This window comes from Streptomyces sp. NPDC008137 (assembly GCF_042957035.1).
Classification (GTDB): domain Bacteria; phylum Actinomycetota; class Actinomycetes; order Streptomycetales; family Streptomycetaceae; genus Streptomyces.
This window is the reverse complement of sequence record NZ_JBIBHN010000030.1, coordinates 21826-43869: the sequence shown is the minus strand read 5'-3', so window position 1 is coordinate 43869 and position 22044 is coordinate 21826. Positions and strand designations below refer to the sequence as shown.

Sequence of the window (22044 nt, the reverse complement as noted above, 5' to 3'; positions counted from 1 at the left end):
CGTCCGCCGTCACTCCGACGTATGGCGGTACCGGGTCCACAGGGGCAGGACGAACCAGCACAGCAGGTACCAGGCGACCACTCCGGCCACCAGGTACGGCACGAATCCGTCATGTGTGGCCACGCGCAGGATCAGCAGCAGGGAAGCGGTCGTCGTGGCCAGCAGCAACAGGAGGCCGAGCAGCGTCAGCCGGGAGGCGAGCCGTACCGCCTGCGGCTTGACGCGCCGCCCGGAGACGAGGCGGTGCAGGGACACCGGGCCTATGAGCGCCCCGGTCGCGCACGCGCCGAGGACGACCGTCACGAGGTAGATCGTCTGGTCCGTGCTGGTCAGGTCGTCGTACTTCTCGGTGAACACCACGGTGAGCAGAAAACCGAAGAGGATCTGCACGCCCATCTGGGCCACGCGGACCTCCTGGATGAGCTCCTGCCACATCCGGTCCGCTCTCTCCTCCTCCGTCTCGTCCCGCCCACGGCGCCTGGCCCCGCCCTCAACCGCGTCCGCCACTGTTCCTCCCGGTGTGAGACCTCGCGTCCTTCTCTCCCGCGAGTTCCCCGTAAAGCGCCGTCGTCCCGGGCCGCGCGGCGGTTTGATCGGTCAGGCGACGGTTACACGGACGACGCGAATGACGCAGAACCCCGAGGAGGTCGTGGACGCATGTCCGGTACGCAACTCACCGTGACGCTCAGCGGCGGCGGTACGGACGACGCACGAGCGGTCGTCCGCACCCTGGAAGGCACGTTCGGGGCGTCGGACGAGCTTCCCGCCGACGAGAACGCGACGGTGCACATGGCCACATTCGGCGATGCGGAGGCCGGTGCCTCCGGAGGCTCGGCGGCGAGCGCCGAGCGTCTGTCCGCGCCGGTGACCGTCACCGTGCAGGGCACCCCGGAGGCGGTGCGGCGGGCAAGCGACACGCTCACCCGGGCCTTCACGGCCCGCGACGACGGTGCCGCCTCCGGCGACCAGGAGCAGGAGCGGCAGCTGCTCCTGGTGCCCTGAAGGGCGCCGTGAACGAGGCAGGCCCTACCAGCGGGATTCGACCTGGTCCTTGATGCGCCGCTCGTAGAGGTCGCGGACCGCCGCCAGCGTCTCGCCGGACAGCTCCGGCAGGCGGGCGGCGTTCGCGTTGGCACGGGCCTGCTCGGGCGAACGGGCGCCGGGGATCACGGTCGTGACGCCGGGCTGCTCGACGATCCAGCGCAGGGCCAGCTGGGCCGGGGTGTATCCCTCGGGAACGAGCGCCGCGAACTCGGCGGCGGCCTCGACACCGGTGGCGTAGTCGACGCCGGAGAAGGTCTCGCCCACGTCGAAGGCCTCGCCGTGCCGGTTGTAGGCGCGGTGGTCGTTCTCGGGGAAGACCGTCTCCCGCGTGTACTTGCCCGACAGCAGGCCGGAGGCGAGGGGAACGCGGGCGATGACGCCGACGCCCGCCGCACGGGCGGCCGGGAGCACCTCGCGCAGGGGCTTCATGCGGAACGGGTTGAGGATGATCTGCACGCTCGCCACGTTCGGCCGGGCGATCGCGGTCAGCGCCTCCTCGCAGGTCTCGACGCTGACGCCGTACGCGGCGACGCGCTCCTCCTCGACCAGGGTGTCGAGGGCGTCGAACACCTCGTCCGTGGAGTAGACGGGCGTGGGCGGGCAGTGCAGCTGCACCAGGTCGATCCGGTCGACGCCGAGGTTGCGCCGGGAGCGGTCGTTCCAGGCGCGGAAGTTGTCGAGCACGTAGTTCCCGGGGATCTGGTCGACCCGGCGGCCCATCTTCGTGGCGACCAGGACGTGCAGGTCCGGCCTGCCGCTGAGGAACGTGGCGATGGTCTGCTCGCTGCGGCCGTCGCCGTACACGTCGGCGGTGTCGAAGAAGGTCACCCCGGACTCGGCCGCCGTCTCCAGTACCGCCAGGGCTTCCTTGTCGTCGACGTCTCCCCAGTCGGCACCCAGCTGCCATGTGCCCAGGCCTACGACGGAGGCGTGCTGACCCGACCTGTCGAATGTGCGCTCGTCCATGGGCGTCAGTCTGTCATCCGTCACGGCTCCGCACGGAACGCATCGCTCCGGCCTGCGGCCCCCGCCGGATTCACTCACACGAGTGAATAGACGCGACAGGGACGCGTCACGTGTCAATGAGGCCCCTAGCGTGACTGCACGTGACTATCGGCGCCATGGGCAACTGCCCTTCCCAGCAACCGCATTGGACGCGGCGGGGCTTCCTCCGCACGGCGGCCGCCCTCGCAGCCGTACCGGGTCTTCCGGCGGATCCGGCGGCCGCGGCGGCGGAGTTGCCGGACTTCCCGCCGGACGTCGCGCTGTACCGCTCGGCGTACCGGAACTGGGTCGGCGAGATCACCGCCGACGGGCTGTGGGCCTGCGCGCCGGACGGTCCTGGAGAGGTGGCCGACGTCGTCAACTGGGCGTGGCGGCACGGGTGGCGGGTGCGCGCCCGGGGCGCCGCGCACGGCTGGTCGCCCCTGACCGTGACGGAGGGGACGCCGTCCGGCGCGCCCGTCCTCCTCGTCGACACCACGCATCGCCTGACCGGCCTCGCGCTGGACTCGCCGACGGCCGTACGCGCCGGTACCGGCGTGTCCATGGAGGCCCTGCTGACCTTCCTGGAGGAACACGGCCTGGGCGTCACGGCCGCTCCCGCCCCCGGTGTCCTGACCCTGGGCGGCGCCCTGGCGATCGACGCGCACGGCACGGCCGTCCCCGCGCGGGGCGAAGACCGGCGGCCCGGGCACACGTACGGCTCGCTGAGCAATCTGGTCCTGTCCCTGACGGCGGTCGTCTGGGACCCCCGGGCCGGCGCGTACGTGCTGCGCACGTTCCGGCGCGACGAGGCGGACTGCGCCGCGCTGCTGACCCATCTCGGACGCTCCCTGGTGACCGAGGTGGTGCTGCGGGTGGGCGCGAACACGCACCTGCGGTGCGTGAGCCGTACGGACATCCCGGCGGGCGAGCTGTTCGCCGCGCCCGGCTCCGACGGGCGTACCCTCGCGCGCTTCCTGGACGAGGCCGGGCGGGTCGAGGCGATCTGGTTCGCCTTCACCGAGCATCCCTGGCTGAAGGTGTGGAGCGTCTCCCCCACCCGGCCGCTGACCTCACGGCGGGTGACACGGCCGTACAACTACCCCTTCTCCGACAACGTCCCGACGCCGGTGGCCGAGCTGGTGGGCCGGATGACATCGGACGCGGCCTGGTATCTGGCGCCGGTGCTCGGCACCGCGCAGTACGAGGCGGCCGCGCTGGGGCTGGTGACGACGCTGTCCGCCGATCTCTGGGGGCCGTCCAAGAACACGCTGCTGTATCTGAAGCCGAGCACCCTGCGGGTGCACGCCGACGGCTACGCGGTCCTCACCTCGCGGGAGCAGGTGCAGCGGGTCGTCTCCGAGTTCGCCGCCTTCTACCGGGAACGGCTGGCGGCGTACGCGGCCCGGGGCAGCTTCCCGGTCAACGGCTCGGTGGAGATCCGGGTGACCGGCCTGGACGAACCGGGTGACACCGGGGTGGCCGGGGCCCGCCCGCCGCTGCTGTCCGCGCTCCGGCCGCGCGAGGACCACCCCGAGTGGGACACGGCCGTGTGGCTGGACGTCCTGACGCTGCCGGACACGCCTGACTCGGAGGCGTTCCTGCGCGAGATCGAGCGGTTCCTGCTGCGCACCTTCGACGGCGGGTTCGCGCTCACAAGGGTGGAGTGGTCCAAGGGGTGGGCGTACACGGACGACGGGGTGTGGAGCGATCAGGAGGTGCTCGGCTCGGTGATTCCGGCCGCGGTCGGTCCGGCCGAGTGGGCCGAGGCCGACGCGACGCTGGACCGGCTCGACCCGCACCGCGTCTACGGCAACGCCTTCCTGGACCGGCTGTTCGGCCGGGGCGCTACGGGGTGAGGTGCGCCTGCACCGAGGGGGCGTAGCGGTCCACCAGAACATCGATCGTGCTCGTCCGCACCTCGGTGCCGCGGGCGATGCCGTACCTCCCGCCCAGGCCCGGCAAGGGTGGCGACGGCCAGTTCGGCGCGCAGGATGTCGCCCTGCTCACCGTGCAGGGGCGCGAACACGATCCGCAGCAGCGGGGCGGCGCCCTGCTCGGACTGGCTGACCAGGACGTGCCGGACCATGTGCGGTCCGAGTTGATCGAGCGGGGCGGCCAGCACGGCGGCGGCGTCCAGCAGATGACGGGCCGCCTTCAGGATGGCCGTGTGGGTCGCCTCGGCGTCCCTGCGGGCCGGCGTGGGCGTGACGGGTGGAGTGCTCACGGCACTCATGCTCCCTGCATCGCCCGGTCGCGCGCGCCCCGGGGACCGTCCCCGGCCGTTGCACAGGCGGGTGGGCGGATCCGCCACCGAGCCCCGCAGGGAGGTCGGACCGCCGGATCGCGCCAGTTCCGCGGCGTGACGTGCGCCACGAAGAGCGGACCGCGCGGGGAGGAACAACCTCCCCAGCACCCCGCGCGGGCGGAATTTCCCCTTCCGCACGCCCGCCGCCACCCCGGGCAGCAAGATCATCTTTGTTCAACCTTGCATGACATAAGGGGAATTGCCCGGATCATAGCCAACCGGCTCGCGCGGATTTCTCCCGGTACCGGACGGACCGGTAGGCATGCCCAGGTCAACACCCGAACCGACCCAGGAGGTCCGCATGCCGGAACTCAGCCGTCGCCGCGCGCTCACCGCCGCGGCCGTCCTCGCCGGGACGGCCGGCGTCCTGCCCGCCGTCGTGCCCGCCACGGCCGCCACCGGGCACCACGACTCCCCCGGGACCTTCGACGAGGTCTACAAGGGCCGCCGGATACAGGGCCGCCCGGCCACCGGGACCGGTCATCACCACCACGGCGCCGGATACACGGTGCTCGTCGACGGTGTGGAACTGCACGTGATGCGCAACGCCGACGGCACCTGGATCAGCGTCGTCAGCCACTACGACCCGGTGGCCACCCCGCGCGCCGCCGCCCGCGCCGCGGTGGACGAGCTGCAGGGCGCGCCGCTGCTGCCCTTCCCCGCCAACTGACCCGCACCGAAAGGCTCTGGAGCACCCGCACATGACCGTCCGCAAGAACCAGTCCGCCCTGACCGCCGACGAGAAGCGGCGTTTCGTCGCCGCCCTCATGGAGCTGAAGCGCAGCGGCCGCTACGACGAATTCGTCACGACGCACAACGACTTCATCGTCTCCGACACCGACAACGGCGAGCGGACGGGCCACCGCTCACCGTCCTTCCTGCCCTGGCACCGAAGATTCCTCCTGGAATTCGAGCGGGCGCTCCAGTCGGTGGACGCGTCGGTGGCCCTGCCCTACTGGGACTGGACCCTCGACCGCTCGCCGCGTGCCTCGCTGTGGGCGCCCGACTTCCTCGGGGGCACCGGACGCGAGCGGGACGGCCGGGTGCCGGACGGGCCGTTCGCCGCGTCCGCCGGGAACTGGACGATCAACGTGCGGGTCGACGGCCGTACGTTCCTGCGCCGCTCCCTCGGTTCCGGGGGACGCCAGCTGCCGACGGCGGCCGAGGTCGAGTCGGTGCTGTCGATACCGACGTACGACATGGCGCCCTGGAACAGCGGCTCGGACGGATTCCGCAACCATCTGGAAGGCTGGCGCGGAGTCAATCTGCACAACCGCGTCCACGTCTGGGTGGGCGGGCACATGGCCACCGGCGCCTCGCCGAACGATCCGGTGTTCTGGCTGCACCACGCCTACATCGACAAGCTGTGGGCCGAGTGGCAGCGACGGCACCCCGGCTCCGGCTATCTGCCGGTCTCGGGCACGCCGAACGTGATCGACCTCAACGAGACGATGCGGCCGTGGCACGACACGAGCCCGGCGGATCTGCTGGACCACACACCGCACTACACCTTCGACGCCTGATCAGGCGGTCGCGGCCGTGCGGCACTCCGGGTGTCCCCAGCCGCTGTCGTTCTTGGCGATGGACTCGCCCGCCGCGTAGGAGCGGCCGCACTGGCAGCGGCCGGGGAACTTCGCCTTGATGGTGCGCGAGGAGCCCTTGGCGCCGGAGCTCTTCGCGGTGCGGGCCGAGCCGCCGCGCGGGCGGGAGCGGGGCGCCTTGACGGGGGTGTCCGGGGCGGGCGGCGGCTCGGGGGAACCGAGCTCGCTGCCCGCGGGCTCCTGGACGGTGGCGGCCTGGCTGGCGGCGCGGTCGGCGAAGTCGTTGAGCCGGTCGCCGTCGACCTGGTGGGCGGGCACGTAGCGGAACTCCACCGAGCGGCCGTCCAGGAGCTCGTCGATGCGCACGACGAGGTCCTGGTTGGCGACCGGCTTGCCGGCGGACGTCTTCCAGCCGTTGCGCTTCCAGCCGGGCAGCCAGGTGGTGACGGCCTTCATCGCGTACTGCGAGTCCATCCGGATCTCGAGCGGTACGCCCGGGTCGGTCGCCGTCAGCAGGCGCTCCAGCGCGGTCAGCTCCGCGACGTTGTTGGTGGCCTTGCCGAGCGGCCCGGCCTCCCAGCTCACCGGGCTCTCGGAAGCGTCGGCGACGACCCAGGCCCAGCCCGCGGGCCCCGGGTTTCCCTTCGAAGCCCCGTCACACGCGGCCACAACACGTTCAGGCATGGGCTCGATCATGCCATGGCCGCACGGCCCGCCCGGCCGGGAGGGTCGGTAGGCCGGGTGGCTACGACACGTCGGTCAGCTTCGGCATGTCTCCCTCGGTCGTCGTGGTGTCGATCACCGAGAAGTTCGCGCCCTGCGGATCGCTGATGGCGGCGAACCGCCCGAACGGCGTGGTCATCGGGCCGTACCGCAGGACACCGCCGAGCTTGGTCGCCTTCGCCACGGCGTCGTCGCAGTCCTGGACGGTGAAGTAGACGTTGATGTACGGCGGCATCTCGGGCGGGAACTCCTCCGTCATCTTCATCCGGCCCAGGACAGTACGTTCGCCGAGGTCGTAGATGCGGAAGTCCATCTCGCCGTCCTCCATGTCCCGCTGCCGGTAGGAGAAGACCGCCGGGAAGAACGCGTCGGACTTCTCGGGCTCGCGGGTGAAGACCTCGGCCCAGATGTAGGCGCCCGGTTCGGCCATCGCCTCGAAGCCCTCGTGGGTGCCCGCCTGCCAGACGCCGAAGACGACACCGCTCGGGTCGCGGGCCAGGCACATGGTGCCGAAGTCGCCGACCTGCATCGGCTCCATCAGCACCTCGCCGCCGTTGTCGCGGATCCGGGCGGCAGTGGCGGCGGTGTCCCGGGCGGCGAAGTACAGGCACCACTGCGACGGGGCCTCCGGCTGGCCGGGCATGGGCGGGACGACGGCGGCGACGGCCTTGCCGTCCGCGTAGGCCTGGGTGTAGTCGCCGTACTCCGCCGACGCCTCGGCGAAGGTCCAGCCGAGGACGTCTCCGTAGAAGCTCTTGGCCCCTTCGAGATCGCTGAACGTCGCGTCGGCCCAGCAAGGGGTTCCTTCAGGTTGCACGGCCATGACTGCGGCCCTCTCCGGATGGGTGGATGGTCCGTTTCCTCACGCTAGCCACCCCCGGGCCGGCCCGCGCGCCGAACGGTGCGCGGACGGCGGCTACGCAGAGTACGCAACCGTACCGGCCGGGTTTCGCCTTACGGATGCCGGACGGGCGTGTGAACGACTGATTGTGAGGCGGGGACTCGATGGGGCCGGCCGGTGCGTGCGGCAGCGCCGAGGGAGGCGCGACGAGGTGTGCGCCGGGACGTACGGGTGGTGACTCTTCGCCGGCTTCGCCACACCCAGCCAGACCGACCGGTTCGTGCACGACATCGCCCGGCTGCACCTCGGCTACCTCGCCGAGGCCGCCTGGGCGGAGACGCGGTACGTGCCGCGCGTCTGGGAGTACCTGGTGATGCGGCAGTTCAACGACTTCCGGCCCTGCCTGTCGATCGTCGACGCCGTGGACGGCTACGAACTGCCCGAGGCGGTCTACGCCCGGCCGGAGATCCAGCGGATCACGGCGCTCGCGTGCAACGCCACCACGATCGTCAACGACCTGTACTCCGTCACGAAGGAGCTGGCTGCCGAACCCGACCACTCCAACCTGCCGCTGGTCATCGCCGCCGCCGAGCAGTGCGGACTCAAGGCCGCCTATCTGAAGGCCGTCGAGATCCACAACCAGATCATGGACGCCTTCTAGGAGGAGTCCGCGGTCCTGTTCCGCCGCCTCGCCGCTCGTCGAGCGCTACGCCCGGATCCTGGCCGCCTGGGTGGCCGGCAACCACGAGTGGCACGCCACCAACACCCACCGCTACCACCTGCCCGACTACTGGTAGAGCGCAGTCCCTTGACGTCACGCGAGAAGCACGAGGAGCCGTCCTTGACCACCACCGCCGACGCCACCACCGCATCGCCGCAGTCCGCGTCCGCCACCGATTCGACGTACCAGACCCGTGTGGCCGACTACTGGAACGCGGAGGAGAAGCCGGTCAACCTCGAACTGGGGAAGATCGACGACCTGTACCACCATCATTACGGCGTAGGAGAAGCCGACTGGTCTGTGCTCGACGAGCCCGACCCGGCGCTGCTCCGCGAGCGGGTCACCACGGAACTGCACCGCCTGGAGCACGCCCAGGCCGAACTGCTCGCCGCCCACCTCTGCCCCCTCTCCCCCGCCGATCGCGTCTTCGACGCCGGCTGCGGACGCGGCGGCGGCAGCGTCTTGGCGAACCTGCGGTACGGCTGCCGCGCCGACGGTGTGACGCTCTCCGCCAAGCAGGCGGACTTCGCGAACGAGCATGCCCGGCTGCGCGGCGTACCTGATGATCGTGGCCGACCGGGTCTGACCGGTCGTCAAGTCGTCGGTCACGGGCACTCCGTGGCCGACGCGCGTCTTCCGCCCCGGGCCCGGCTGTGCTTGCCTGGGGGGCCGATTCACCGGCCGGGGCGGGAGTTGCCGAATGCGCGGACCGTGGGTGGTGGGTGTCCTGCTGGCCGGGCTGCTGCTCGGGGCGTGCGGGGATCCGTCGTCCGGCCCAGGCACGTCTCCGCCGTCCGCTCCGGAGGTGTCCACCACCACGCACCAGCGGGCCCCGGTCTCATCGAGCCCCCGCGCGCCCGCCAAGGCGCCCCGTGTGCTGTATCTCGGCGACTCCCTCGCCATGGAGAACCAGAAGGTCCTCGGCCAGGAGCTGCGCCGGGACCTGCGCGCGAGGTACACGAGCGCCCCCTACTCGGGCACCACCCTGTGCGACTACCTGGAGGGCACGGCGGAGCGGTCGCTCGTACCGGCACGGGACAAGGCGGCCGCCCTGGTGCGGTCGCTGCGGCCGGACTTCGTGGTGCTGCAGTTCTGGGGCAACGCCTGGGACTTCACCTGGTGCATGGACAAGATCACGTACGACGGTTCGCGGGAGCGGTACTTCGAGCGGTACGAGGCCGACGCCCGCCGGCTCGTCGAGCAGATCGCGACGGCGGGCGGGGCGCGCCGGCCGCGGATCGTGTGGGTGCTGCAGGGCCCGGACCCGATCACACCCGACCGGGTACGGCGCGTGAACGGGCTGTACGAGCGGCTGGCCGCCGGCTCGGGCGACATCACCGCCGACGCCGGGCGGGCGGTGAGCCCCGGCTCGGACCGCTACACATGGACGCAGCATCTCCCCTGCACGGCCTACGAGCGGGCCCACCCCGACTACTGCACCCAGCCCGGCCGCGACCGGACAGCTCTCCACCGCGACGACGACTACCTGCACTTCTGCCTGGCTCCGACGACGTCCACGCCGAAGCCCTGCCCGGTGCGTTCCCCCGGCATCCTGCGCATCGCCCGGGAGATCACCAAAACCATTCGACAGTCGGCGGGTTGACCCGCTCGAATAAGCGTCATGTGCGCTGTGCTGATGCATGAGGACGAGCGGGACATCGACGCCTCGCTCGTCGGCCGGCTGATCTCGGAACAGTTCCCGCGGTGGGCGGGGATGCCCGTACGGCGCCTGGAGTCCTCCGGGACCGAGAACGCCATGTTCCGTCTCGGGCCCGACAAGGTCGTACGGCTCCCCCGGCATCCCCGCGCCGTCGAGGCCATCACGCACGAACTGCGCTGGCTGCCCCGGCTCGGCCCGGGTCTGCCCACCGCCTCGCCCGAACCCCTCGGGCGAGGCGAGCCCGGGGACGGCTTCCCGTGGCCCTGGTCGGTGTACGGCTGGCTGGACGGGCGCAACCCGGTGCCCGGTGCCCTCGACGAACCGGGGCTGCTGGCCGAGGACCTGGGCGCCTGTGTCGCCGCCCTGCGCCGCATCGACCCGGCAGAGGGCCCGACCGGTTACCGGGGAGTGCCGCTGGCGGCCCGGGACCCCTTCATGCGGGAGGCGCTCGCCCAGCTCTCAGGGCGGATCGACACCGAAGCCGTGACGGAGGCGTGGGAGAAGGCCCTGCGCGCCCCGGAGTACACCGGGCCGCCGGTCTGGGCGCACGGCGATCTGATGGCCGGGAACCTGCTGGTCACGGACGGACGACTGAGCGCCGTGATCGACTTCGGCACGGTGGGGGTGGGAGATCCCGCCGTCGACCTCATCAGCGCCTGGTGCGTGCTGCCGGCCGGGGTCCGCGGCACCTTTCGCGAGGCGGCGGGCGCGGGCGAGGCCGAGTGGGCGCGGGGCCGGGGCTGGGCCCTGTCGATCGCGGTCATCGCGCTGCCGTACTACTGGGACACCAACCCGCCGGTCGCGGAGAACTCCCGGCATGTGATCCGGGAGATCCTCGCCGAGACGGCGTAGGGGCAGGCTCGGCCGGGCCTGCCCCTGACCCGGGGGGGGTCACTCGCCCGCGTATGCCTTGTCCAGGGTCGCGATGTCGAACTTGGTCATCGCCATGAACGCCTCGGTCACACGGGCCACTTTCGCGGGGTCCGGGTCGGTGATCATGTCCTGGAGCCGGTCGGGGACGACCTGCCAGGACACGCCGTACCTGTCCTTGAGCCAGCCGCACGGACCGGGCTCGCCGCCGTTCTCGGTGAGCCTGGTCCAGTAGTAGTCGATCTCCTCCTGGTCCGCACAGAAGATCATGAAGGAGACCGCCTCGGTGAACTTGAACTGGGGGCCGCCGTTGAGTGCGAGGAACTTGTGGCCGTTGGCCGTGAACTCGACGGTCATGACGGTGCCCGCCCGGTGAGGTGTTCCCTCGGGGTAGCGGGCGACCTCGCCGATGCTGGAGTTCTTGAAGATCGAGACGTAGTGGTGGGCGGCCTCCTCGGCCTGGTCGTCGTACCAGAGACACGTGGTGAAACCTTCGGTGGCCATGGGTACCTCCTGGGCGCGGAACGCTGTCACCACTGTCGACCGGCTCTCGCCCCGGAACTCATCGGTCGGTCGGCCGGCAAAATCAGGTGGCCGTTACACCGTTCGGAACTAGCATCCAGGCCATGACGTCTTCGCCCGCGGACAGCGGCAGCAGTCTCCATCCGTTCCGTATCGACATTCCGCAGAGCGACCTCGACGACCTCCACGACCGTCTCGACCGGATCCGGTGGCCCGACGAGCTGCCCGGGGTGGGATGGGCGTACGGCGTTCCGTCGGGCTATCTGCGCGAGCTGGTGCGGTACTGGCGGCACACGTACGACTGGCGGGCGGCTGAGGCGCGGCTGAACGCGTGGCCGCAGTTCACGACCGAGATCGACGGCGCGCGGGTGCACTTCGCGCACATCCGCTCCCCCGAACCCAAGGCCACCCCGCTGATCGTCACCCACGGGTGGCCGGGGTCGATCGTCGAGTTCCTCGACGTCGTCGGGCCGTTGACGGACCCGGCAGCGCACGGCGGCGACCCTGCCGACGCCTTCCACGTCGTGCTGCCGAGCATCCCCGGCTTCGGGTTCTCCGGGCCCACCCGGGAGACCGGCTGGGAGGCGCGCCGGATCGCCGACGCGTGGGCCGAGCTGATGACGCGCCTCGGCTACGAGCGGTTCGGCGCCCAGGGCGGCGACTGGGGCGCTGCCGTCTCCCGCGAACTGGGCCGCGTCCACTCCGGCCGGGTCACCGGCGTGCACCTCAATCTGCTGCCCGGCGGACAGGCGACCACCGAGCCGACCGCCGAGGAGCTGGACGCGCTGAGTCCCGCGGAGCGGGAGCGCACGCTCACCTCGTGGCGCCGGTGGGCGGAGTGGTCCCGCGACGGGACGGGTTACTTCCATGTGCAGTCCACCAGGCCGCAGACGCTCTCGTACGCGCTGACGGACTCACCGGTGGGCCAACTCGCCTGGATCGTCGAAAAGTTCCGGGAGTGGACGGACTCCGAGGAGCTGCCCGAGGAGGCCGTCGACCGGGACCTGATGCTCACGAACGTGATGCTGTACTGGCTGACGGGCACGGCGGGTTCGTCCGCCCGGGTCTACTACGAGCGCGCCCACGCCCGGGGCGGGCGGATCGCCGCCCCGCACGAGCCCTCCACCGCGCCGACCGCCGTGGCGTCCTTCTCCGGCGACCCGCAGATCCCGCTGCGCCACAAGGCGGAGCGGACGGAGAACATCGTCCGCTGGACGGAGTTCCGCCGGGGCGGGCACTTCGCCGCCATGGAGCAACCGAGCCTGTTGGCGGAGGACGTGCGGGCGTTCTTCCGGCAGTTGCGCGAGAAGGGCTGACGCCCGCTCTGCCCGTAGCGGATCTGCCGCGGGCAGAGAATCCGCACAGCGGCGTCGTCCGAGGTCAACAGTGGAGTCGAGGACATCCCCGACCACCAGGAGAACCGATGACTCCACGCACGGCACTCGCCCCGAGGGCGGAAGAGGGCGACACCCCTCCGAGCCCGTTCGACGACCAACTGGCCGCCCAGTTGCTCGCGCAGCGCATCGTGCTGCTGGGCACCCAGGTCGACGAGGTCTCCGCGAACCGGGTCTGCGCCCAGCTGCTGATCCTGTCCGCCGAGGACCCCCGCACCGACATCAGCCTGTACATCAACAGCCCCGGCGGGGCGGTGCACGCGGGCCTCGCCATCTACGACACGATGCGGCTCATCCCCAACGAGGTCTCCACCCTGGCCATGGGTTTCGCCGCGAGCATGGGCCAGTTCCTGCTCAGCGTCGGCACGCCCGGCAAGCGCTACGCCCTGCCCAACGCGCGGATCATGATGCACCAGCCGTCGGCGGGCATCGGCGGCACCACCGCCGACATCGAGATCCAGGCGGAGAACCTGGAGCACACCAAGCGGACCATCGAGCGGATCACCGCCGAGCACACCGGCCAGAGTGAGGAGACCATCTCCCGGGACGGCGACCGGGACCGCTGGTTCACTGCCGAGGAAGCCAGGGAGTACGGCATGGTCGACCGGGTCGTGGAGTCCCTCGCGGACGTCCGCCCGACGGCCGGCCGGCGCAGGATGGGGCTGCAGTGATGGGTACCTACACGATTCCGAACGTCGTCGAGCGCACCCCGCACGGCGAGCGGTCCTACGACGTGTTCAGCCGGCTGCTGTCCGAGCGGATCATCTTCCTCGGCACGGAGATCGACGACGGTGTCGCCAACGTCGTCATCGCGCAGCTTCTCCATCTGGAGTCCTCGTCCCCGGAGAGCGAGATCGCGATCTACCTCAACTCGCCCGGAGGCTCGTTCACTTCGCTCATGGCCATCTACGACACGATGTCGTACGTACGGGCGCCGATCTCGACGTTCTGTGTCGGGCAGGCGGCCTCCACGGCGGCCGTGCTGCTGGCGGGCGGGGACCCCGGACGGCGGTTCGTGCTGGAGCACGCACGCGTGCTGCTCGGCCAGCCGGCGAGCGGGGGACAGCGGGGCATGGTCTCCGACCTGGCGCTCCAGGCCAGGGAGATGGTGCGGATCCGCTCCCAGGTGGAGGAGGTGCTGGCGCGGCACACCCACCACAAGGTGGCGACCCTGCGGGCCGACATGGATCGCGACAAGGTGTTCACCGCTCAGGAGGCGGTGGACTACGGGCTGGCCGACGAGGTGCTCAGCCGGCGCCTCGTACAGCTCTGAGGCGCCGGCCGGCAGGCGGAGTCAGGCGACCAGGCACAGTCCGTCGTACGACGACGGGGACGCCGCCCCGCGGCGGGCGGCGCCGCCCGTGTACCGGGAGGTGACGCGGGTCAGTTCGCCCTGCGTCCTCGACAGCAGGTCGCCGAGGCTCAGCCCGAGGGCGCGGGCGGCGGCCGCGAGGACCTCCGAGGAGGCCTCCTTGCGGCCGCGCTCGACCTCCGAGAGATACGGCATCGAGATCCGTGCCTCGTCGGCGACGTCCTTCAACGTGCGCTCCTGGGCGAGGCGTTCACGGCGCAGGACGTCTCCGACCAGATCGCGCCAGAGCGGCTCCTTCACGGCGGGGGCCGGGGGGCTCGCACCTTGCGGACGCAGCGGGATGACGCGGGCTTCGTTCGGCACGTGGTTGGTCACTTCTCCAGCCTAGGAGCGCCGGCCGCCGGGGGAAGGGCCCGGCGTTCCGCCCTGGGTGGAATCACCGGCGGGGTACGTCGTCTTGGCTCCAGCCGCCGGGCAGCGTACTGCCTCTTGCCCCCTGTCGGCCGTTCGGGTGAGCATGGACGGGCCGGAATGCCGTGCTCCACCGATTTTCGGCCGCACGGTGTTCGAGGGCATGTGTTGCGCCTGTCCGGGTACCCGCAACCCGGAAGGACCTAGGCAGATGTAGCCGTGACTTCGTGGGGAGAGGTAATGGAGACCGCCGTGATCCGGTCGAAGGCAGAGGTCGCCGGGGAGAACGCCGAGGCCGGGACGGGTGACGGAGCACTGCCGGTCGTGGACCCGCGGTCCGTGGCCCCGCGGGACGCCAGGGCGCTGTCCCGCCAGTTCTTCCAGCGCCTGACGGAACTCGAAGAGGGCACGCACGAGTACCAGTACGCGCGCAACACGCTCATCGAGATGAACATGTCGCTCGTGCGGTTCGCGGCCGGCCGCTTCCGGGGCCGCGGCGACGACATGGAGGACATCGTCCAGACCGGCATGATCGGTCTGATCAAGGCCATCGACCGGTTCGAGTTGTCGCGCGAGGTCGAGTTCACCTCCTTCGCGCTGCCGTACATCGTCGGTGAGATCAAGCGGTTCTTCCGGGACACCACGTGGGCGGTGCACGTGCCGCGGCGGCTGCAGGAGCTGCGTGTGGAGCTGGCCAAGGCCCGTGAGGAACTCGCGAGCCGGCTGGACCGCGAGCCGACCGTCGCCGAGCTGGCCACGCTGATGAACATCTCCGAGAACGAGGTCGTCGAGGGACAGATCGCGGCGAACGGGTACAACTCGTCCTCGCTGGACGCCGCGCTCACCGGCGACGGGCCGGAGGGCGGCGAGGCGGTTCTGGCCGACTTCATCGGCGTCGAGGAGGACGGGCTGCGGCTCGTCGAGGACTTCCACTCGCTCGCCCCGCTCATGGCGGAGCTCAGCGAGCGCGACCGGCAGATCATCCACATGCGGTTCGTGGAGGAGGCCACCCAGGCGGAGATCGGCGAGGAGCTCGGCTGCTCGCAGATGCATGTCTCGCGTCTGATCAAGCGGATCATCACCCGGCTGCGTGAGGGCATGCTGGGCGAGCTCGGCTGCGCCTGACACAGACGGCGGGCCGGCCGGGCACACGGCGACCAGCGGGTGCTGTCCCCCCATGCGGGAGTGGGACGGCACCCGCGATTGTGTCCGGTGTCCGGCTCTCATGGCGCGCGAGCGCCCTCGGTAGACCTCGGGGGCGCCTGGCCCTGACTGCTCAGGCCACTGCTCAGGCCGACGGATCAGGCGCCGGTCGCACCCGCGAGCGGCAGCACGGCGCGCACTCGCTTGCCCACCGGCACCCGCTCCACGCTGACCTGCTCGGCGAGCGCGTGGACGATCTCCAGGCCGTGCCGGCCGACCCGCTCCGGGTTGCGCGGGAAGATGCGGGGCAGGGCCGAGCTGCTGTCGTAGACCGACACGGTCACGGCGGTGTCCGTGCCCACGAGCTCCAGGATGTACGGCCCGTCGCTGTGCCGGTCGGCGTTGGTGACCAGCTCGCTGACCACGAGCTGCACCGCGCCGTCGGCCCGGGCGTCGATGCTCGCGCACCACTCGGTCCTGAGCTGGTCGAGGAAGAGCGCTGCGAAGGACCGCGCCTCGGCGATGCATCCCTGCTCGCCCGTGTAGTGTGCCGCCCGCCTCAGCGGTTCCACGGGCACGTCGAAACCAGTCGGTATCACTGCCCCGTCCAGGTGGTCGATCATTCGTTTCTCTCCGGGAAGAAGCCGGACTGGCCGGACGCTCTGCACCAGTGCTCGTACCCCGAGCCGGGCTTCGCAGTCCTGACACGTTTTCCGCCCATCCCCTGCCCCGGGCATTGTCCCCCGCGGGCGGGGCACTCGGAGGGAAAAAGGACCGGCCGAGGGCGGCCGGACCGGATCGCCGGAGGTGCGCGGTGGCCTGGTGGATATGGCTGGTCGTGGTGGTCGCGGCGCTGATCGGCGTCGCTGTGATGGCGCTCGCCGTGCAGGCCGGCCGGCGATCGGGAACGGTCATCGCGGTGCGGCGCCGGCCCGGCGGGAAGGGTGTCCGATGAACCAGCTGATGGCAGCGCGGAGCCTGACGACCCTGCCGGTGGTCACCCTGGGCGGCGACGCGGTCGCACAGATCAAGGACACCGTCTTCGACGCCGCGGCCGGGCGGATCACCGGGTTCACGCTCAGCGGCCGGGGTCTGCTGTCGGGCCCGCTGAAGCAGAGCCTGCCCTGGCCCGCGGTGCACGCGCTGGGCCCGCACGCGGTCATGATCGTCGATGCGGGGGCCCTGGCGGTCACACCCGTCGTGGTGGCACGCCGCGAGGCCCAGCAGGGCCGGGTCCTGCACGCCAAGGTGCTGACCGACGAGGGTGCCGAGGTCGGCACGGTGCTCGACGTGGTCGTCGAGGGCGGTACCAGCGGCCGGGTCGTGGGATTCCGGATCGCCGCGGTCAAGGCGCTGGTGAAGGGCTCCCGGCGGCACCGGCACCGGGTGTACGTGCCGCGCGGCGAGACGCTCGCGGTCTCCGGCCGCGCCCTGGTCATCCCGGCGGACGCCACCCGCTACGTCGCCGACGACCTGCCGGCCTTCGTCACCCGGGTCGGCGCCTTCCAGGAGGGGCGCGAGGAGACGCCGTCATGATGCTGTTCTCGCAGGCACGGGGCCTGCCGGTGCTGACCCTGACCGAGGCGGACGAACTCGGCGTCCTGAGGTCGCTGACGGTCGACGCGGCAGCCGGTGTGGTGACGCATGTCCGAGTGCGGGGCAAGCGCTCCCGGAAGGAGACCGTGCTGGCCTGGGGTGCGCTGCACGCCCTCGGCCCGGACGCCGTGCTCGTCCGCTCCGCCGCCGCCCCGGCCGAGGTGCCGCCGCACCACGAGCTGCCGGGCCTCAGGATCCTCACCGAGACGGGCGACTGGCTCGGCACAGTCCAGGACGTCGCGTTCGAACCGGACACCGGCCGCGTCGAGGCGGTCGTCACCGCCAAGGGCGATGTACCGGCCGATCGGCTGCTCGGGCTCGGGGACTACGCCCTGGTGGTCCGGGCCGGGTGACTCAGGAGGCCGGGGCCTGGTCCGTCGCGCCGCCCCCGGTGTCCTGGCCTGTGTCGCTTGCGGGCGGGGGCGGCGAGTCGTCCGCCGGGGGCGATTCGTCCGTCGTGGGTCCGGAAGTCGTCTCCGTGGTCGGCGGTTCGCTCGTGGTGGGCTCTGACGAGGTCGAGCCGGTCGGCGTGGTGACGGTCGCCGACGGGGTGGGCTTGCTCGGCGGAGCCGTCTTGCGGTCGTTCCCGCCCGTGTCGCCCTTGTCGCGCTTGAACCACTCGCCGTCGGGCTCGCACATCACGAACACCTCGATCGGCTCCTCGGCGGGCTTGACCGCGACGACGTCCGACGCCTTGTACCCCGCCCACTTGTCCCCGGTCGTCTTCCCCTGCTGGGAGACCGGCGGGGTCAGCGGGTTGCCGCACGCGCAGCGCACCCGGGGAACGCCCCGGTCGTCGACGAGCACGGCCGTGCCGGCTTGGAGGACTGCCTGGTACTGCGTGGAGCGGCCGCTCTTGTAGCCGTGGTTGGTGACCCAGGTGTCCAAGCGGAGTTGCACGGGGGTGAGCGAGCGCAGGTAGGCGGGGACCTCGGAGGGCTCGATGCGCTGGACCGAGGCGAACGCGCGCTGCTTGTCCGGGGCCTGCTTGAGGTACGTGATCTGCTTCTCCACGTCGCAGCTCGCGACGTTGCGGGTGCCGCCGTAGAGGCCGGGTGCCCCGCCCCGGACGGCCCGGACGGCGTTCGGCGACGCCGATCCGGCGGGCGTAGGCGTGACCGACGGGGCGGAACTCTCCTTGGCCGTCGAGTCGGTGAACGGGTCCGGGCCGGTGTCCGCCGCGGGCTGCAGCAGCACGTCGCCGCCGGAGGTACTGGTCCCTCCGTCGGACGTGCCGGTGCCGCCGTCGGGGCGGGTGAACACCACGGCCAGGACCACGGCGGCCACCACTGCGCCGGCGATCAGCGCGACACGGGGTACGGAGCCCCACCAGGGTCGGCCGGGCTCGGGTGACTCACCGCCCCCGCTCGGCGGTTCGGAGGGCGGGCCGCCACCCCCCGAGGGCGGCTGGGAAGGACCCGACAGAGGCCCCGAGGGAGGTCCTGTGGGGCGACCGGACGACGGCGGTTCGACGCTCACGAGCTCTTCTCCCGACGTGGGTTCTGTACGACCTGCGCACACCCGAGGCGATCAGCCCTGGTATATACCGCTTCTTCCATTACGAGTTCATTGTGTGCCCCGGTCCCGTGCGGCCCGCAAGCCGACGCGGACGGACCTCCCGACGGGCGCCCGGCCCGGACGCTGCTTAGCGTGGCAGCGTGAGTTCGCGCACCTCCTCCGGCCCGGCACGTACCTCCGGCGCGCGGGCCGCCGCCCGCCACGGGTGGGTGCACGCCCTCGTCACGGTGCTCGGCGGGCTGCTCGCCATGATGGTGGTGGCCACGCTCGGCCTGTGGGCCGCCGGGGCCGCGGACCTTCCGGACGGCGCGTTCGCCCCGGTCGTGACGGCGACCGTCGTCACCGCCGTCGGGGGCACGGTGAAGCTCTCCGGAAGTGCCGGCGACTTCGCCGACACACAGGCGGGACTGACCGTCATCCCGCTGTCCGTCACGCTCACCGGGGCACTGGTGATCGCCTGGGGATTCCTGCGGCCGCTGCGCCATCGCGCGGTCGCCGGCGCCAGGGAGCTGGCCGGCTGGGCCGCCAGGATCGCGGCCCTGTGGCTGCTCGCCATGATCGGCCTGACGCTCGCCGCCCGCCACACGTTCGAGATCTCCCTCGGCGACGAACAGCTGGGCGAACTCGGAGACCTGTTCGGCGCCTCACCGAAGATCGGTTTCACCACCGACGTTCCGCTGTCCGTGTTCGTCGGTCTGGTGTGGCTGGCCGGTGTGCTGGTGCTGGCCCTGCTGGTGTCGCGCGGCGCCCCGTTGCCGGCCGGGCTGCTGCGCTTCCAGACGTCGGTGCGTCCGGCCGCGTACGCGATGGTCGCGCTACTGCTGGCGTACGTCGCCATCGGTGTGGCCATCGCGCTGGTCGTCGCGGCGACGCGGGGCCACGCGGCGGAGACGTTCGCCGTGATTCTGCTCGGCATGCCCAACCTGGTGTGGCTGGCGCTGACGATCGGCCTCGGGGCGACCTGGACGGGCCGGGTGGAGGGGCCGTTCGGGCTGCCCATGCCGCAGGTCCTCGACGAGGTGCTGCGCACTCCGGACATCTCGGAGCTGAACCTGCGCACGCTCTCCGAGCACGACGGCCGGGTGTGGTGGCTGCTGGTCGTCGACGTGGTGCTGCTGCTGGCCGCCGCGTTCGTGATGGCGGCCCGCTCTCCGGCCCGGGTCCGGGCCTGGCAGCATGCCGTGCACATGGCGGTCGCCCTCATGCTCACGGTGTTCATGATCTGCCTCGTCGGACGTATCTCGGCGCACTACGGCCTCTCCGTGCTCGGCATCGGCGACCTGGGCGGGAGCCTCGGGGGCGAACTCTTCCTCAGACCCCGGCTGTGGGGTGCGGTCGGCCTGGCCGTCCCCTGGGGGCTGGCGACCGGATTCGCCGGGGCGCTGCTGGCGCGGCACGTACGGCGCCGAGGTGAGGTCCGCTCCGAGAGCCGGAGCTGACGCCGGGGCGCTACATCCGCTGCCGGAAGACCGGCTCGGCCCAGCGCGGCGGCGGCTTCGGCCGTTCCTCCCCCGGCTTCCGGCCCGCCCGGGTGGGGGTGTGTCCGGCGGCGGGCGTGCCGCCGGTCGTCGCGGCACGCAGCGCGGCGACGAAGGCGAGGCAGGACGGGTACCGGTCGTCGGGGCTCTTGGCGAGGGCCTTGGCGAGGACAGCGTCGGCCCGCGGGTCGATGTCGGGCCGGGCCTCGGTCAGCGGCGGCGCCTCGTCGTACTGGTGGGCCCACAGCAGGGCCATGTCGTCGTCCCGGCGGAAGGGCGGATGGCCGGCCAGAATCTCGTAGACGACACAGCCGAAGCCGTACACGTCGCAGCGGGCGTCGACCGGGCGGCCCGAGATCTGCTCGGGGGCGACGTAGTCGAGCGTGCCGACGAACTGGCCGACGGTGGTGAAGCCGGTCAGTGACAGCGACTTCTTCGTCAGGCCGAAATCGGTGAGGTAGGCGTGCTCGGGGTGATCGCTGTCGGTACCGCGGGCCACCAGGATGTTGCCGGGCTTCACGTCCCGGTGCACCAGGCCGTGGTCGTGGGCCGCGTCGAGCGCGGAGGCGACCTGGGCGGCGAGACGCAGGGTGGTGGCGGGCGACAGCGGGCCCTCCCGGTCGAGGAGATGACGCAGATCGCTGCCGACGACGTACCGCATGGCGATGTACAGCACGCCGTCCGTCTCACCGGCCTCGAAGACCGGCACGATGTGCGGGTGGTCGATCGCGGCGGCGGCCCGGGACTCGTGGGTGAAGCGGCGCCGGAAGGTGTCGTTGCGGGCGAGTTCCGGGGCGAGCAGCTTCAGGGCGACGGTGCGTTCCAGACGCAGGTCGCGGGCCCGGTAGACCACGGCCATGCCGCCGCGGCCGATCTCCTTCTCGATCCGGTACCCGGCGATCTGCTGCCCGAGCAGCTCGGAGGGCCGCCCCGAGAACAGGCTCGTCTCGCGGGTCAACGGGTGTCACCCTCGGGCGACACGACCCGGGTGGGCTCGGATCCCACGACGCGCGTGGGCGGCGCCTCGGCGGGGGCGTCCGGTTCCTCGGCCTCCTCTTCCGCCTCCTCGGATCCCACGACGCGCGTGGGCGGGGCGTCCGCGGGAGGGGCGCTTCCCCCGGCTCCCCCGGCCTCCTCTGCCTCCTCTGGGGACACGAGACGAGTGGGCTCGGGGACGTCTGGAGACACCACCCGCGTCGGCTCAGGCTTGGCGGGAGACACCACCCGGGTCGGCTCGGGACCCTCAGGCGGCGCGGCCCGCGCCGGTCCGGACGCCTCAGGCGACACCACCCGCGTCGGCTCAGGCGGAACCACCGCCGTGGGCGGCACCGCGGCCGGATGCGCGGCCTCCTCATCCCGAGGACTCTCCTCTGCCCTGGGCGACTCCTCTGCCCTGGGCGGCTCCTCTGCCCTGGGATGCTCCTCGACCGCCTCCGGGGGCACCACCCGAGTGGGCGTACGCGCCGGCACCGGGGTCCCGGACGGCCGGGAACCCGGTGTCTCGTCCGTCGCGTACGTGGTCGCCCGAATGCCCTCCGCGTACACCCAGTGCCCGTGCGCGGCGTCGTAGAGCCACACCGACCCGCCGTCGACGACGACGCCGATCCGCAGCCCGTGGGTGCGGGAGCGGAAGGTCTCCCGGTCGAGGCCGCCCGCGAGGTCCTCGACCGCGGACCGGTAGCGCGCCAGGGCCTCCTGCGTGCGGGTCAGCAGCGGACGCGAGTCGGCGGTCAAGGTGAGCGGCCCGTCCGCGGCGGGCGGATCCTGCGGGACGGCGACCAGGTGGCGGCCGTCGACCCAGGCCGACCAGCCGTTGAAGCACAGCACATGCCCCCAGTCGCCCTGCTGTTCGATGAGCTGCACCGGCAGCAGGGGGTCGAGGTCCACGGTGGGCCGGGCCGGGTCGGGGGCCTCCCAGGCGGGCATCCCGTGCTGCGGGACGACGTGCGTGGGCCGGAAGCCGGGAGTCGTCACAGTG

The 22044-nt window shown here is 71.8% G+C and carries 24 protein-coding genes and 3 pseudogenes; 16 read left to right on the top strand and 11 right to left on the bottom strand.

What is annotated here, in order from left to right:
• Nucleotides 1-9: 9 nt before the first annotated feature.
• Nucleotides 10-507: a DUF6328 family protein gene (locus ACFZBT_RS33220; protein ID WP_391111586.1), complete on the bottom strand. Its 498-nt coding sequence runs from the start codon at nucleotides 505-507 to the stop codon at nucleotides 10-12.
• A 150-nt stretch (nucleotides 508-657) separates the two neighbouring features.
• On the opposite strand from ACFZBT_RS33220, the gene ACFZBT_RS33215 reads away from it, so the two are divergent.
• A complete protein-coding gene (locus ACFZBT_RS33215) occupies nucleotides 658-1002 on the top strand; it encodes a hypothetical protein (protein ID WP_391111583.1) in 345 nt (114 codons plus the stop codon).
• Nucleotides 1003-1026: 24 nt separating this feature from the next.
• On the opposite strand, the gene ACFZBT_RS33210 is transcribed toward ACFZBT_RS33215, so the two are convergent.
• On the bottom strand, nucleotides 1027-2010 hold the full coding sequence (locus ACFZBT_RS33210) for an aldo/keto reductase (protein ID WP_391111580.1): 984 nt from the start codon (nucleotides 2008-2010) through the stop codon (nucleotides 1027-1029).
• Between the two features lie 155 nt (nucleotides 2011-2165).
• Between ACFZBT_RS33210 and ACFZBT_RS33205 the strand changes: the two genes are divergently transcribed.
• The gene (locus ACFZBT_RS33205) at nucleotides 2166-3887 is read left to right on the top strand and encodes a cholesterol oxidase substrate-binding domain-containing protein (protein ID WP_391111728.1); all 1722 of its coding nucleotides are present in this window, start codon (nucleotides 2166-2168) and stop codon (nucleotides 3885-3887) included.
• Here ACFZBT_RS33205 and ACFZBT_RS33200 read toward each other — a convergent pair.
• A pseudogene (locus ACFZBT_RS33200) lies at nucleotides 3877-4264 on the bottom strand (hypothetical protein). The gene ACFZBT_RS33205 and the pseudogene ACFZBT_RS33200 sit on opposite strands and share 11 nt — an antisense overlap.
• 373 nt (nucleotides 4265-4637) lie before the next feature.
• Between ACFZBT_RS33200 and ACFZBT_RS33195 the strand changes: the two are divergent.
• Both ACFZBT_RS33195 and ACFZBT_RS33190 read left to right on the top strand, forming a co-directional pair.
• Nucleotides 4638-5006 (top strand): tyrosinase family oxidase copper chaperone, encoded by a 369-nt coding sequence (locus tag ACFZBT_RS33195; protein WP_391111577.1) that lies wholly within the window; start codon nucleotides 4638-4640, stop codon nucleotides 5004-5006.
• 31 nt (nucleotides 5007-5037) lie between these two features.
• Nucleotides 5038-5859 (top strand): tyrosinase family protein, encoded by an 822-nt coding sequence (locus ACFZBT_RS33190; RefSeq protein ID WP_391111574.1) that lies wholly within the window; start codon nucleotides 5038-5040, stop codon nucleotides 5857-5859.
• Here ACFZBT_RS33190 and ACFZBT_RS33185 read toward each other — a convergent pair whose 3' ends face one another.
• Both ACFZBT_RS33185 and ACFZBT_RS33180 read right to left on the bottom strand, forming a co-directional pair.
• Nucleotides 5860-6573, bottom strand: a complete 714-nt coding sequence (locus ACFZBT_RS33185) for an RNase H family protein (RefSeq protein WP_391111571.1) — start codon at nucleotides 6571-6573, stop codon at nucleotides 5860-5862.
• A 49-nt stretch (nucleotides 6574-6622) separates the two neighbouring features.
• Complete coding sequence (locus ACFZBT_RS33180) at nucleotides 6623-7423, bottom strand: VOC family protein (protein WP_391111568.1); 801 nt, start codon at nucleotides 7421-7423, stop codon at nucleotides 6623-6625.
• A gap of 259 nt (nucleotides 7424-7682) precedes the next feature.
• On the opposite strand from ACFZBT_RS33180, the pseudogene ACFZBT_RS33175 reads away from it, so the two are divergent.
• From ACFZBT_RS33175 to ACFZBT_RS33160, 4 genes and pseudogenes are all read left to right on the top strand, one after another.
• Nucleotides 7683-8238 (top strand): annotated as a pseudogene (locus ACFZBT_RS33175) (cyclase); the annotation flags it as partial.
• Nucleotides 8239-8282: 44 nt separating this feature from the next.
• A pseudogene (locus ACFZBT_RS33170) lies at nucleotides 8283-8726 on the top strand (SAM-dependent methyltransferase); the annotation flags it as partial.
• Nucleotides 8727-8862: 136 nt separating this feature from the next.
• Nucleotides 8863-9765: an SGNH/GDSL hydrolase family protein gene (locus tag ACFZBT_RS33165; RefSeq protein WP_391111565.1), complete on the top strand. Its 903-nt coding sequence runs from the start codon at nucleotides 8863-8865 to the stop codon at nucleotides 9763-9765.
• A gap of 33 nt (nucleotides 9766-9798) precedes the next feature.
• Nucleotides 9799-10674, top strand: a complete 876-nt coding sequence (locus ACFZBT_RS33160) for a phosphotransferase (protein WP_391111563.1) — start codon at nucleotides 9799-9801, stop codon at nucleotides 10672-10674.
• Between the two features lie 39 nt (nucleotides 10675-10713).
• Here the strand turns inward: ACFZBT_RS33160 and ACFZBT_RS33155 are convergent, their stop codons facing one another.
• Nucleotides 10714-11196: a VOC family protein gene (locus ACFZBT_RS33155; RefSeq protein ID WP_391111560.1), complete on the bottom strand. Its 483-nt coding sequence runs from the start codon at nucleotides 11194-11196 to the stop codon at nucleotides 10714-10716.
• A gap of 122 nt (nucleotides 11197-11318) precedes the next feature.
• On the opposite strand from ACFZBT_RS33155, the gene ACFZBT_RS33150 reads away from it, so the two are divergent.
• The 3 genes from ACFZBT_RS33150 (at nucleotide 11319) to ACFZBT_RS33140 (ending at nucleotide 13881) form a co-directional block, all read left to right on the top strand.
• Complete coding sequence (locus ACFZBT_RS33150; RefSeq protein WP_391111557.1) at nucleotides 11319-12530, top strand: alpha/beta fold hydrolase; 1212 nt, start codon at nucleotides 11319-11321, stop codon at nucleotides 12528-12530.
• A gap of 107 nt (nucleotides 12531-12637) precedes the next feature.
• Nucleotides 12638-13279: an ATP-dependent Clp protease proteolytic subunit gene (locus ACFZBT_RS33145; RefSeq protein WP_391111554.1), complete on the top strand. Its 642-nt coding sequence runs from the start codon at nucleotides 12638-12640 to the stop codon at nucleotides 13277-13279.
• Nucleotides 13279-13881: an ATP-dependent Clp protease proteolytic subunit gene (locus ACFZBT_RS33140; protein WP_391111551.1), complete on the top strand. Its 603-nt coding sequence runs from the start codon at nucleotides 13279-13281 to the stop codon at nucleotides 13879-13881. The genes ACFZBT_RS33145 and ACFZBT_RS33140 overlap by 1 nt, the downstream gene beginning before the upstream one ends.
• A 21-nt stretch (nucleotides 13882-13902) precedes the next feature.
• Here ACFZBT_RS33140 and ACFZBT_RS33135 read toward each other — a convergent pair whose 3' ends face one another.
• The gene (locus tag ACFZBT_RS33135; RefSeq protein WP_391111549.1) at nucleotides 13903-14295 is read right to left on the bottom strand and encodes a helix-turn-helix domain-containing protein; all 393 of its coding nucleotides are present in this window, start codon (nucleotides 14293-14295) and stop codon (nucleotides 13903-13905) included.
• A gap of 276 nt (nucleotides 14296-14571) precedes the next feature.
• On the opposite strand from ACFZBT_RS33135, the gene ACFZBT_RS33130 reads away from it, so the two are divergent.
• Complete coding sequence (locus tag ACFZBT_RS33130) at nucleotides 14572-15456, top strand: SigB/SigF/SigG family RNA polymerase sigma factor (RefSeq protein ID WP_391111546.1); 885 nt, start codon at nucleotides 14572-14574, stop codon at nucleotides 15454-15456.
• A gap of 176 nt (nucleotides 15457-15632) precedes the next feature.
• Here ACFZBT_RS33130 and ACFZBT_RS33125 read toward each other — a convergent pair whose 3' ends face one another.
• Nucleotides 15633-16097 (bottom strand): ATP-binding protein, encoded by a 465-nt coding sequence (locus ACFZBT_RS33125; protein WP_391111543.1) that lies wholly within the window; start codon nucleotides 16095-16097, stop codon nucleotides 15633-15635.
• Between the two features lie 191 nt (nucleotides 16098-16288).
• On the opposite strand from ACFZBT_RS33125, the gene ACFZBT_RS33120 reads away from it, so the two are divergent.
• Genes ACFZBT_RS33120 through ACFZBT_RS33110 form a run of 3 tightly spaced genes read left to right on the top strand, consistent with a single transcriptional unit; the run spans nucleotide 16289 to nucleotide 17423 of the window.
• Entirely contained in the window at nucleotides 16289-16429 is a 141-nt protein-coding gene (locus ACFZBT_RS33120) for a hypothetical protein (protein ID WP_391111540.1), read from the top strand.
• A complete protein-coding gene (locus ACFZBT_RS33115) occupies nucleotides 16426-17010 on the top strand; it encodes a PRC-barrel domain-containing protein (protein ID WP_391111537.1) in 585 nt (194 codons plus the stop codon). Before ACFZBT_RS33120 ends, ACFZBT_RS33115 begins: the two co-directional genes overlap by 4 nt.
• On the top strand, nucleotides 17007-17423 hold the full coding sequence (locus tag ACFZBT_RS33110; protein WP_391111535.1) for a PRC-barrel domain-containing protein: 417 nt from the start codon (nucleotides 17007-17009) through the stop codon (nucleotides 17421-17423). The genes ACFZBT_RS33115 and ACFZBT_RS33110 overlap by 4 nt, the downstream gene beginning before the upstream one ends.
• 1 nt (nucleotide 17424) lies before the next feature.
• On the opposite strand, the gene ACFZBT_RS33105 is transcribed toward ACFZBT_RS33110, so the two are convergent.
• Complete coding sequence (locus ACFZBT_RS33105; RefSeq protein ID WP_391111532.1) at nucleotides 17425-18360, bottom strand: DUF6777 domain-containing protein; 936 nt, start codon at nucleotides 18358-18360, stop codon at nucleotides 17425-17427.
• Nucleotides 18361-18728: 368 nt separating this feature from the next.
• Here ACFZBT_RS33105 and ACFZBT_RS33100 point away from each other — a divergent pair, with 368 nt between their 5' ends.
• Nucleotides 18729-20027: a streptophobe family protein gene (locus ACFZBT_RS33100; protein WP_391111529.1), complete on the top strand. Its 1299-nt coding sequence runs from the start codon at nucleotides 18729-18731 to the stop codon at nucleotides 20025-20027.
• 10 nt (nucleotides 20028-20037) lie between these two features.
• Here ACFZBT_RS33100 and ACFZBT_RS33095 read toward each other — a convergent pair whose 3' ends face one another.
• Nucleotides 20038-21024 (bottom strand): protein kinase, encoded by a 987-nt coding sequence (locus ACFZBT_RS33095; protein WP_391111527.1) that lies wholly within the window; start codon nucleotides 21022-21024, stop codon nucleotides 20038-20040.
• Nucleotides 21021-22040, bottom strand: a complete 1020-nt coding sequence (locus tag ACFZBT_RS33090; RefSeq protein ID WP_391111525.1) for a hypothetical protein — start codon at nucleotides 22038-22040, stop codon at nucleotides 21021-21023. The genes ACFZBT_RS33095 and ACFZBT_RS33090 overlap by 4 nt, the downstream gene beginning before the upstream one ends.
• Nucleotides 22041-22044 lie beyond the last annotated feature (4 nt).

Coding starts and splice junctions, on each gene's coding strand:
- ACFZBT_RS33115 (WP_391111537.1), top strand. CDS start 16,426: ATGAACCAGCTGATGGCAGCGCGGAGCCTGACGACCCTGCCGGTGGTC.
- ACFZBT_RS33210 (WP_391111580.1), bottom strand. CDS start 2,010: ATGGACGAGCGCACATTCGACAGGTCGGGTCAGCACGCCTCCGTCGTA.
- ACFZBT_RS33160 (WP_391111563.1), top strand. CDS start 9,799: ATGCATGAGGACGAGCGGGACATCGACGCCTCGCTCGTCGGCCGGCTG.
- ACFZBT_RS33140 (WP_391111551.1), top strand. CDS start 13,279: ATGGGTACCTACACGATTCCGAACGTCGTCGAGCGCACCCCGCACGGC.
- ACFZBT_RS33150 (WP_391111557.1), top strand. CDS start 11,319: ATGACGTCTTCGCCCGCGGACAGCGGCAGCAGTCTCCATCCGTTCCGT.
- ACFZBT_RS33195 (WP_391111577.1), top strand. CDS start 4,638: ATGCCGGAACTCAGCCGTCGCCGCGCGCTCACCGCCGCGGCCGTCCTC.
- ACFZBT_RS33215 (WP_391111583.1), top strand. CDS start 658: ATGTCCGGTACGCAACTCACCGTGACGCTCAGCGGCGGCGGTACGGAC.
- ACFZBT_RS33155 (WP_391111560.1), bottom strand. CDS start 11,196: ATGGCCACCGAAGGTTTCACCACGTGTCTCTGGTACGACGACCAGGCC.
- ACFZBT_RS33110 (WP_391111535.1), top strand. CDS start 17,007: ATGATGCTGTTCTCGCAGGCACGGGGCCTGCCGGTGCTGACCCTGACC.
- ACFZBT_RS33125 (WP_391111543.1), bottom strand. CDS start 16,097: ATGATCGACCACCTGGACGGGGCAGTGATACCGACTGGTTTCGACGTG.
- ACFZBT_RS33205 (WP_391111728.1), top strand. CDS start 2,166: ATGGGCAACTGCCCTTCCCAGCAACCGCATTGGACGCGGCGGGGCTTC.
- ACFZBT_RS33165 (WP_391111565.1), top strand. CDS start 8,863: ATGCGCGGACCGTGGGTGGTGGGTGTCCTGCTGGCCGGGCTGCTGCTC.
- ACFZBT_RS33180 (WP_391111568.1), bottom strand. CDS start 7,423: ATGGCCGTGCAACCTGAAGGAACCCCTTGCTGGGCCGACGCGACGTTC.
- ACFZBT_RS33145 (WP_391111554.1), top strand. CDS start 12,638: ATGACTCCACGCACGGCACTCGCCCCGAGGGCGGAAGAGGGCGACACC.
- ACFZBT_RS33190 (WP_391111574.1), top strand. CDS start 5,038: ATGACCGTCCGCAAGAACCAGTCCGCCCTGACCGCCGACGAGAAGCGG.
- ACFZBT_RS33185 (WP_391111571.1), bottom strand. CDS start 6,573: ATGATCGAGCCCATGCCTGAACGTGTTGTGGCCGCGTGTGACGGGGCT.
- ACFZBT_RS33130 (WP_391111546.1), top strand. CDS start 14,572: ATGGAGACCGCCGTGATCCGGTCGAAGGCAGAGGTCGCCGGGGAGAAC.